Origin of the sequence: Kordia sp. (assembly GCF_045105435.1) — a bacterium.
Lineage (GTDB): Bacteria > Bacteroidota > Bacteroidia > Flavobacteriales > Flavobacteriaceae > Kordia.
This window is the reverse complement of sequence record NZ_JBGCDL010000034.1, coordinates 1-9798: the sequence shown is the minus strand read 5'-3', so window position 1 is coordinate 9798 and position 9798 is coordinate 1. Positions and strand designations below refer to the sequence as shown.

Annotated in this window: 10 protein-coding genes; 8 read left to right on the top strand and 2 right to left on the bottom strand. The window is 33.2% G+C overall.

Features of this window, described 5'->3' with window-relative positions; translation table 11 throughout:
* Window positions 1-343: 343 nt before the first annotated feature.
* Both AB8B65_RS01480 and AB8B65_RS01475 read right to left on the bottom strand, forming a co-directional pair.
* Entirely contained in the window at window positions 344-547 is a 204-nt protein-coding gene (locus AB8B65_RS01480; RefSeq protein WP_405299019.1) for a hypothetical protein, read from the bottom strand.
* A gap of 108 nt (window positions 548-655) precedes the next feature.
* Complete coding sequence (locus AB8B65_RS01475) at window positions 656-2362, bottom strand: helix-turn-helix domain-containing protein (protein ID WP_405299018.1); 1707 nt, start codon at window positions 2360-2362, stop codon at window positions 656-658.
* Between the two features lie 150 nt (window positions 2363-2512).
* Here AB8B65_RS01475 and AB8B65_RS01470 point away from each other — a divergent pair, with 150 nt between their 5' ends.
* The 8 genes from AB8B65_RS01470 to AB8B65_RS01435 form a co-directional block, all read left to right on the top strand.
* Window positions 2513-3673 (top strand): beta-ketoacyl synthase N-terminal-like domain-containing protein, encoded by a 1161-nt coding sequence (locus AB8B65_RS01470; protein ID WP_405299017.1) that lies wholly within the window; start codon window positions 2513-2515, stop codon window positions 3671-3673.
* Window positions 3674-3714: 41 nt separating this feature from the next.
* Window positions 3715-4293 carry a hypothetical protein gene (locus AB8B65_RS01465; RefSeq protein WP_405299016.1) on the top strand — a complete coding sequence of 193 codons (579 nt, stop codon included), beginning with the start codon at window positions 3715-3717 and terminating at the stop codon, window positions 4291-4293.
* 70 nt (window positions 4294-4363) lie between these two features.
* Window positions 4364-5749: a flotillin family protein gene (locus AB8B65_RS01460; protein WP_405299020.1), complete on the top strand. Its 1386-nt coding sequence runs from the start codon at window positions 4364-4366 to the stop codon at window positions 5747-5749.
* Between the two features lie 521 nt (window positions 5750-6270).
* Window positions 6271-6435, top strand: a complete 165-nt coding sequence (locus AB8B65_RS01455) for a hypothetical protein (protein WP_405299015.1) — start codon at window positions 6271-6273, stop codon at window positions 6433-6435.
* 195 nt (window positions 6436-6630) lie between these two features.
* Window positions 6631-8256 (top strand): tetratricopeptide repeat protein, encoded by a 1626-nt coding sequence (locus tag AB8B65_RS01450; RefSeq protein WP_405299014.1) that lies wholly within the window; start codon window positions 6631-6633, stop codon window positions 8254-8256.
* Between the two features lie 93 nt (window positions 8257-8349).
* Window positions 8350-8520, top strand: a complete 171-nt coding sequence (locus AB8B65_RS01445) for a hypothetical protein (protein ID WP_405299013.1) — start codon at window positions 8350-8352, stop codon at window positions 8518-8520.
* A gap of 108 nt (window positions 8521-8628) precedes the next feature.
* Complete coding sequence (locus tag AB8B65_RS01440) at window positions 8629-8817, top strand: class I lanthipeptide (protein WP_405299012.1); 189 nt, start codon at window positions 8629-8631, stop codon at window positions 8815-8817.
* Window positions 8818-8977: 160 nt separating this feature from the next.
* A partial coding sequence (locus AB8B65_RS01435; RefSeq protein WP_405299011.1) for an alpha/beta fold hydrolase occupies window positions 8978-9798 on the top strand: 821 nt, incomplete at its 3' end.

Here is a 9798-nt window from a genome sequence, read left to right as displayed (position 1 = left end):
AACTTACAACAACAAGAATTGAATGGTGGTAATGATGGCGAAACAGCATCAGTAACTTTTATAGGCATTGTCTGTAACTGTGCTGCACCATCAAGATATGGAGGAAGACAAAGCTGGTGTTTTTGTCAATAATTCCGTATTGAGCAGCTTTACAAAAAACAAAGAGGCTGTCTGAAAAGTTCTAAAAGCCGTCATTCTGGACTTGATCCAGAATCTCACAAAGCTGATTATCAACTATTATGAGAAACCGAATCAAGTTCGGTTTGACGAAATTGCGACTTTTAAGACAGCCTCTTTTATATCGGTTTGTTTTTAATGTTAACTTTTACTATTCCAAAGTGTTTTAAGCACAAATAGCTGCATCTAGACTTACAAACAACGGATTAATAGGATTTTCTGTAGGTTCATCAAAAGCACTTGAAAGTGTTTCGTCTGTAGGATTGTCATTTGAATTGTTACTATAAGAAGAATCGCTAGCACCATAAATGCTATGCGTAGAAATTGTTACTTTTTTCAAGTTAAGTTTTGTGTTCTGTATACTTTTCATATAAAATTTTTTAAATTAATTTCTCAACGAAGAAACCTAATTATTAGTTGCGATCCCAATAGTAGGAATCGATTTTTATAAAAATAGATTACAAATAAAGTCAGTAAATTAAAGCTTTTCAAGGCTTTTAATGTAGTAAGAAGGATTGAAGCCTGTTCGCTTTTTAAAAGCTTTGGCAAATGATTCTGATTTCTTAAAACCAATTTCTTCTGCAATAGATTGAATGGTATATGAACGTAATTTTTTATCATTTTTCAGCGCATTCAACACATACGTAATGCGCATATCAATCATATATTCCGAAAAAGTTTTTTCTTTATATTGATTGATGACTTTGGATAAATAACTCGAATTTGTATTGCATTTTTTTGCTAAAGTAGAGAGATTGTATTTCTTGTCGAGGAAAAATAACTTCGCTTCCAAAGTTTCCAAATTATGCAATATTTTAGTCGCTTTTTCATCAGACAACACATATCCTTTTGGCTGTATTTCAGTAACATTTACTTCTTTTGCTTTCAACTCCGCTATCAATGCATGAAACTTTGCAAACTTTTTCTTTTGCCTATTACGATCGTACAAAAAGAAAATAATCGTAGCAATTACAAGTACAGTAATCACTAAAATAGCTTTTGAAAAATAACTTTTAAACAAGTTAGATGCTTTTGTAGCTTCTTCTGCACGATGTTCCACATTCTTTAAATCATAACCCTTAAAAATTGTTTGATACAACTCAAAACGTTTGTCCGCGTTCAAATTTTTACGTTCTATATACTGATCATAAATTGCGGTCGCTTTCTCATGGTTTCCTAATTGTACATGCGTTTTTGCAAAAAACCGATAGGTTTCATCTAAATCGAGAAAATTCAATTGTTTTGCTTGTATAATGCTGTCTGTTTCCGCGAAAACTTTCAAAGCTTCCGCATACTTTTTTTGTCCAAACAAACACTTTCCTTTATCAAGCAATAAAAAAGGAGTAATCAGATGCAATTCGGAATTTACAGTCGAAATTTCAAGTGCATTATTTAGTTTTTCAAGTGCTTTTTCATACTTCTTTTCAAAAGTATATACATTTCCTTTTCCGCCAATAGCGATGCATTTTCCAGAAAGATAATTGGTCGTTTCGTTCAATAAAAGACTTTTAGTATACAGCGCAATTGCCTTCTCGTACATGGCTTCTTTGGTGTACGATTTGGCAGTATTATTAAGTATTTTAATAAAACGAATTCGTAAAAAGCGCGAATTGGATTTTGCCGTAAGTAGCGAATCGTATGAATGTATAATTTTGTCAAACTCCGCCAAAGCTTCTTCAGTTTTTCGGACTCTTAACTTAATAGTTGCAATATCAAATTCGAGTGCCAATCTATTCGCAACCGAACCTTTAATTCGCATCACATCATACGCTTTCAAATAATAAGCTAACGCATCTTTATAGTTCGATTGAATAAAAAAAGTAGCGCCTTTTGCATGAAAAAATGAACCTAATAATGAATCTTTCTTGCTATGTTTTGCCAATAAAATAGCTTTGTCAATAGCAGTATGTGCTTTTGCATACACTTTTACTTTTCTAAAAAATCGATATTTAAAATAATACGATTTGGCAATATGAAGTGTATCTTTCTGTGCTGTTGCGTTATTTGAAAAAACAGTAATATAAAGTTGTATATCTTTCGCAGAATTTAGTCGTTCCTTAATAAATAGATGTTGTTCAGAAAGTTTCTTCTCTTTAAAAATAGCGAGTGAATCTTGATTATTTGCGAGCGAAAAAAACGGAAATAAACAGATAAATGGTAGTAATAATAGCGAATGAAAGTTCATAAATGGTAGTTGTAAAGAATAAAAATACAGTAAAAAATAAGACGAACTAGGAAACATTTTGTAACAATCAAAAGGAATTACAAACTCACTTATAAATGTTAGTAAATCATCACATTTCTTACGATATTAGCACTCTCAATATATGTCGATATGATGCATGATTGTATTTCTATAACAGGCTTGGGTTCGGTATCTCCACTAGGAAATACACAAGCTGAAATTTGGAAAAACTACACCAACAACTTTCATTGTTTTCAGCAAGAAACAATTCAACAAAAAAGTATATGTACAGCGCCACTTTCTGCAACATCAGAAGCTGTTGTAATGGCGTTGAAAAATTCCAATTCCAAATATAAAAATCTTGATAACAGCGTGTTGTATGCGATTTTAGCTTCGCGAATTGCTATTAAAAACGCTAATTGGAATGATGAAAATAACTTCGGAATCAATATTGGTTCATCAAGAGGAGCGACAGCATTATTTGAAAAATACCATCAAGATTTTCTTGAAAACCAACATGCGCAGACGTTAAGTTCACCAACGACAACATTGGGTAATATTTCGTCTTGGGTAGCGCACGATTTGCAAACTACAGGACCGCAAATATCACATTCCATTACCTGTTCTACAGCGTTGCATGCGTTGTTAAACGGAGTTGCTTGGTTGCAATCGGGAATGGCAGAAAAGTTTCTAGTCGGTGGAAGTGAAGCACCACTAACACCATTTACCATTGCGCAAATGCAAGCTTTACATATATACTCTAAAAAAGAAACCAATTTTCCGTGTCTCTCGTTAGATTTAAAAAAGAGGGGAAACACCATGATTTTGGGTGAAGGTGCCGCATCAATCTGTATAGAAAAAGGTGAAAAGTCAAACGCGTTGGCAAAAATTAGAGGAATTGGCTATGCTACAGAAATCTTAAAACACAACACATCCATTTCGGTAGAAGGTATCTGTTTTCAAAAATCGATGCGCATGGCTTTGCAAGGACATGCACCCGAAGAAGTAGATGCAATTGTGTTGCACGCGCCAGGAACCATAAAAGGTGATTTGGCAGAATATCAAGCAATAAAAAAAATATTTTGTAACAAAATGCCAAATCTTACTACGAATAAGTGGAAAATAGGTCACACTTTTGGAGCTTCAGGAATGTTAAGTGTAGAATTAGCAATTCTTATGATACAGCAACAACAATTCATATCAATTCCGTATCTTGAAAAGCAAAAAGAACCGAAACAACTAAACAAAATTTTAGTCAATGCGGTCGGATTTGGAGGAAACGCTGTTTCAGTATTGCTAACCAAAGACTAAAATTCAACAAACAATAAAATAACACATTAAAACCGTATGCTATGGGAGATTGGTTTTCAGCATTAACAACTTTTGAACAATCGTATTGGGTCATCGCTGCAATATCATCAACGATTTTCGTATTTGTATTAATCACTACATTCTTAATAGGTGATGCAGATGGCGTTGATGGCGATGTAGATGCCGATATAGAAAGCGATACAGGAATTGGTTTTCAATTCTTCACGTTCAAAAACTTAGTCGCATTTTTCACCATATTCAGTTGGGCAGGAATTTCAAGTATCAATGCAGGCTACGGAAAAGGTGTGACTATTTTAATATCATCACTAGCAGGATTGGCAATGATGGTTGTCATGGCAACACTCATATATTACATTAACAAATTAGTAAGTAGCGGAACACTCAAGCTTGAAAACGCTATTGGAAATGTGGGAGAAGTATACTTAACCATAGGTGCCAATCGTTCCAAAATAGGGAAAGTTCATGTCAATATTCAAGGTGCTTTGCGCGAATTGGATGCACTTGCAGATAGTGACGAAACACTCAAAACAGGAACTGTAATAGAAGTAACAGAAATTACAGGAACCGGAATATTAATCGTTCAACCAATAAATAAATAAAATTATGACAAACGCACTCCTCTTATTGCAGACGCAAAGTAGTAGCAGCGACGGCAATCCTATTGGAGAGATGTCTGGGCTAATCACTTTAGTCGCTGTAGGACTCTTTATCTTTTTATTAATCACGGTATTTATTCGTAGATACAAACGTTGTCCGTCGGACAGAATTTTAGTAGTATACGGAAAAGTTGGTGGTGGCGAATCTGCCAAATGTATTCATGGTGGTGCAGCATTTATACTACCAGTTATACAGGATTACGAATTTTTAGACCTAACACCAATTTCAATAGAAGTAAACCTAGTCAACGCTTTAAGTAAGCAAAATATTCGTGTCAATGTACCTTCTCGATTCACCATTGGTATCTCAACAGAACCAGGTGTTATGCAAAATGCAGCCGAACGTTTACTTGGATTAGGTCAAAATGAAATTCAAGAATTGGCGCAGGAAATTATCTTCGGACAATTACGTTTGGTAGTTGCTTCCATGGATATTGAAGAAATTAACTCCGATAGAGATAAATTCCTAACAAATATTTCGCAAAGTGTCGAATCAGAATTAAAGAAAGTAGGTTTAAAACTGATCAACGTAAACATTACGGATATCGTTGATGAATCAGGATATATTGAAGCACTTGGTAAAGAAGCTGCAGCACACGCAATTAATGCGGCTCGTAAATCGGTTGCAGAGAAAAACAGAGATGGTTCTATTGGTGAAGCAAACGCATTACAAGATGAACGTACACAAGTAGCTGCCGCAAATGCAAAAGCAGTTGATGGAGAAAATACCGCGAAAATTGAAGTTGCAAACTCTGATTCGTTACGTAGACAACGTGAAGCAGAAGCGGAACGTGTGGCAATTGCATCTGAAAAAGTACAATCAGCAAAAGCCTTAGAAGAATCGTATGCAGCAGAACGTGAAGCAGAAGTTGCTAGAGCAGAAAGAGAACGTTCATCGCAACAAGCCGATATTATTGTACCTGCCGAAATTGACAAACGAAAAGTAGAAATTGACGCAGAAGCAGAAGCAGAACGTATTCGTAGAAAAGCAAAAGGAGAAGCAGATGCAATCTTATTTAAAGCACAAGCAGAAGCACAAGGACAATACGAAGTATTAACAAAACAAGCCGCTGGTTTAGAAGAAATTGTAAAAGCAGCTGGCGACAGTTCAAGAGATGCCGTATTATTATTAATTGCTGATAAGTTACCAGAACTGGTGAAAACACAAGCAGAAGCGATTAAAAATATTAAAATAGATAAAGTAACCGTTTGGGAAAATGGCGGCGGCGGAAAAGATGGAAAAACATCTACGTCTAACTTTATCTCTGGTATGTACAAAGCGGTTCCACCGTTACAGGAAATGTTTAACATGGCAGGAATGGACTTACCAGAATATTTAAAAGGTAAAGATGTTACCGAAATAGAAGCAACTACTTCGGAAGATTCAGAAGAAAAATAAATATATTTTAATTATAGAAAAATCCGCCTTAGTGCGGATTTTTTTATGTTTTCTAATCTCATAAGCACTATTTCAAAAAGTTTTTGTTCTAATCCAAAAAAGAATCTAAAAAGCTAAAAAAGCAAACCCTAATTTATTCAAAATAGTGTGTGATGACGGTTTCTACTTTTTTGAATAAAATCAGCTACAAAAATAAAAATCACTTTTTTTGTTTTAATGTGTAAGTATTTGTATTACAGTTATGTATTGTTGTTTTTTGTATAAAATAGGATATCGATGAGTCTATTCTTAATTCCTTAAAAAAGTCTTCTTTTTAAGAAATAATGATGTTTCATAGCAGTTTAAAAACTCCAAAATATACTTTCGCCCTATTTTGTTTAAAGTCGTGGTATGTTCCTTTTTTTTAACGATTTAATGGCTGACATTCGTATTCGAAATCAAAAAACAATTGTTACCAATTTCAAGTACGGGGAAGCCGAAAACCTTTAGTAGAGTAGGCACTATTCTTAAAACATAAAACGATGAAAAAATCATTAAAAAAATTACAGGTAAACAAAGAAGTAATCTCTAAATTTCACGCTGCAAAAGTAACTGGAGGAAGCATATTCAATACAGTTACTGAATGTAGAAATGGTGAGCCACCAACAGATCTTTTTTGCGCTACAGGAGCCATAGTATGTGGTTAATTAATATAAACAGATTTTGAGTTACTACTTTTTATCTGTTGGAAAAAAGAGTTGGAGTGTTTACTTCAACTCTTTTTTTATATACAAGTCTCGTGGAGCCGTTAAATTCAAATCAAAATTCTATACGATTGATAGTAATAAAATTAATATAGTTATTTTGTGCTAAATATTAAATTTTTTATTTCCATTTGATATATGAATACACAAAAAGCGCGAATTATTCTCTTGGGAATTATGTTCTTTTTAGCAGGATATAACTCATTTTCACAACAGACGCAACATACAGCAGAAACTAAAAAAGAAACTGTACAACGGTATATTCATCTTGGTAGCGATTTACAAAAGAAAGAAGATTTCCGAAAAAGCATCAACTATTTTTTAGATGCGATAACGATCGCAAAAGAAATTGAACACGATAGCTTATTGTTTAAATCGTATATGAGACTTGGAACATCATACTTATACAGTTGGAAGAATGAAAAAGCTATTAAAGCCTATTACAATGCGCTAAAACTTGCAAAAAGTAAAGGAAATGTCGATCAAGAATTAGTGGCGTATTCTGGGCTAATTGCATTCTTGCCTTTGATAAATAAAAAAGATAAAGCGGTTGATTTTTCTAAGTATGCATTAACATTAATAGACAAAGCTTCCTTCAAAAATAAAGAAAATCATGTAAGAGTTCTCACAACTATCTGCGATGCTTTTATGGCTAAAGGAGATTATGAAACCATGCTAACGCATGTGGAAGCAGGAATCCAAATAGCAGAAAAATTAAACCATCACACAGTTCTTGTCGATTTATATATAAAAAAAGGAAAGTATTATCGCCACAAGAAAAAATGGGATGAAGCTTTTCTGTGTTTAAATAAATGCAAAGACATTCTAAAAAAGGGGAAGGTAGCAAGCCCTTTTTTTCCTACCATAAACACTAATTATGCCATTGCAAGTTGTTTTTACGATCAAGGGAAATATGATGAAGCCATTCAAGAATTAAGGAATTCAATAGCCATTATAAAAGAAGACGATCTAGAAAAAAATAATGTCATAAAAACGTATCATTTTCTGGCGGATTGTTATGAGCAAAAAGAAAACTACAAAGAAGCTGCGTTGCTACTAAAAAAAGTAGTAGGGTTAAAAGATGCTGCTCAAAATCGTAAAGATGCTGCGGTAAATAAATTTCATGAAGAAGACAGTAACACTCTTTTTTCTCAAATAGAAGCATTACAACATCAAGAAAAAGAACAAAAACAAACCATAAACTATATGTTATGGGGAATTCTATTTATTGGAATAGCGTTTCTTCTGATCGTATTTGTGTTCATAAAAAAACAAAAGGCAAACAAAAAGACGTTTACGGCACTTATTGAAAAAATTTCCACACTAGAAGCTGATAAAAAAAGCATCACTTCAAAAAAATCAAAAAGCACCACTAAAAACATTCGTTTAGCAGATGATATTGTAAAAGACATACTTTCACGATTAGATAAACTAGAAGCGCAAGAATACTTCTTAAAATCTACCTGCAATTTGCGTGCTGTAGCAAAGAAAATAAAAACAAATAGTACGTACTTGTCACAAATCATTAATAAATACAAGGAGAAAAATTTCAATGACTACATCAATGATTTACGAATTGAATATGTATTGCAAAAACTAAAAAATGATGACAAATTTAGGATGTTTTCTATCAAAGCAATTGCTGCAGAAATTGGATATAAGAGTGCAGATTCGTTTGTAAAACACTTTAAAAAGAAAACAACACTAAATCCATCCTATTATATCAAACAACTCAATAAAATGGAGACTTCTGACTCCAAATAGATTCCCTATTTTCGTTGAATTAGGGCATAATGTTTTCATTAATTTAAAATCTCGATATATCTTGGACTCATTAACATTAAAATAATTTATAGTATGAAAAAACAATCGAGAAAAATCAGTTTAAAAAAAGTAGTCATTTCAAAAATAAACTTATTAGACATGCACAATATTAAAGGAGGATCAAGTGTTCCTACTGATGGAGATACTCCAACAGAAATTGATGATAAAACTCGTTTCGAAAATTGTCCAAGTCATTCTTATTAAAAAATTACAGGGTAGTTCCAATATAATTTTTTAATGTAAAAAACATCTTAATTTTTACATTAATCAAGGATTTAGATACATTCAAATCATTAACACTAAAATTGCATTATGAAAAAACAATCGAGAAAAATCAGTCTAAGAAAAGTAGTCATTTCAAAAATAAACTTATTAGATATGCACAATATTAAAGGAGGATCAAGTGTTCCTACTGATTCTGTAAATGGAGAAACAAAACATTTAAGTGATCCTGGAGATCCAGATTTAACACACGACAATTGTGACTCAAACGGATACTAAAAAAATCAATAACAATGTAAAAGTCTTGAATATTCAAGGCTTTTTTTTATACCGTATTTTTCAAAACGTAATACTCCAGTTAGCATCTAATATCTTCTTTCCTGTAACGTAATTTTTCTTTTTGCGTCAAATAGCTATAATTTACAAGAAATCACAAGTTATGAGACTACAATTACGCTTTCTGTGCATACTTTTACTCACTATTTCTTCTACCATTTTTGCGCAACAACAAGCCGATATTTTTGATAAATTCGAATCAAAATTCTATACCATTGATGGGTATAAAATCAATGTAGAAGTCAAAGGTTCAGGTGATCCAATCTTCTTTTTACCTGGCGGACCTGGAAACTCTCACGATTACATGCAAGGAAATTTTGGACAGTATTACAAAACAAATACCGTTGTCTTTTTTGATTTCTTGGGAAGAGGAAAAAGTGACGATGCTAAAAACCCATCTGAATACTCTGTAGAAAATGACGTAGCACTCATTGAAAAACTCCGAAAACTCTTAAAATTCAAAAAAATCTCGTTAGTAGGACATTCGTACGGAACCGTTCCCGCGCAAGCGTACGCCATAAAATACAAAGACAATGTAAATAAAATGGTGTTGATCAATGGTTTTCATAGTGGCGCTATGTGGCAGGCAAACTGCGATAGTTACAATCGTTATGCAAAAACGCACTTTCCAGAAAAATGGAAAAAAGTAGACTCGTTACGTGCGTTGGGTTATGTTTCAAGCGATCCAGAATTTATGAAAGTCTACGGAAGCTTTCCAACCAAATACATATACTATCACAACACAAAAATCAAGCAAAATTCGCCAAAACAAAAACACCGAAATTGGGCAAATGATGTATATGTTGCTATCATTGGAAAAGATGGAGATTTTGATGTGTCGGGAAGTATGATCAATCAAGATTACAGAAAAGAATTAAAAAACGTAAAAGCAAAAACCTTAGTAATTGCAGGTCGTTATGACGG

Bases quoted from the DNA above. Each gene is read 5' to 3' on its own strand.
- AB8B65_RS01480 (WP_405299019.1), bottom strand. From the start codon at position 547: ATGAAAAGTATACAGAACACAAAACTTAACTTGAAAAAAGTAACAATT.
- AB8B65_RS01475 (WP_405299018.1), bottom strand. From the start codon at position 2,362: ATGAACTTTCATTCGCTATTATTACTACCATTTATCTGTTTATTTCCG.
- AB8B65_RS01470 (WP_405299017.1), top strand. From the start codon at position 2,513: ATGATGCATGATTGTATTTCTATAACAGGCTTGGGTTCGGTATCTCCA.
- AB8B65_RS01465 (WP_405299016.1), top strand. From the start codon at position 3,715: ATGGGAGATTGGTTTTCAGCATTAACAACTTTTGAACAATCGTATTGG.
- AB8B65_RS01460 (WP_405299020.1), top strand. From the start codon at position 4,364: ATGTCTGGGCTAATCACTTTAGTCGCTGTAGGACTCTTTATCTTTTTA.
- AB8B65_RS01455 (WP_405299015.1), top strand. From the start codon at position 6,271: ATGAAAAAATCATTAAAAAAATTACAGGTAAACAAAGAAGTAATCTCT.
- AB8B65_RS01450 (WP_405299014.1), top strand. From the start codon at position 6,631: ATGAATACACAAAAAGCGCGAATTATTCTCTTGGGAATTATGTTCTTT.
- AB8B65_RS01445 (WP_405299013.1), top strand. From the start codon at position 8,350: ATGAAAAAACAATCGAGAAAAATCAGTTTAAAAAAAGTAGTCATTTCA.
- AB8B65_RS01440 (WP_405299012.1), top strand. From the start codon at position 8,629: ATGAAAAAACAATCGAGAAAAATCAGTCTAAGAAAAGTAGTCATTTCA.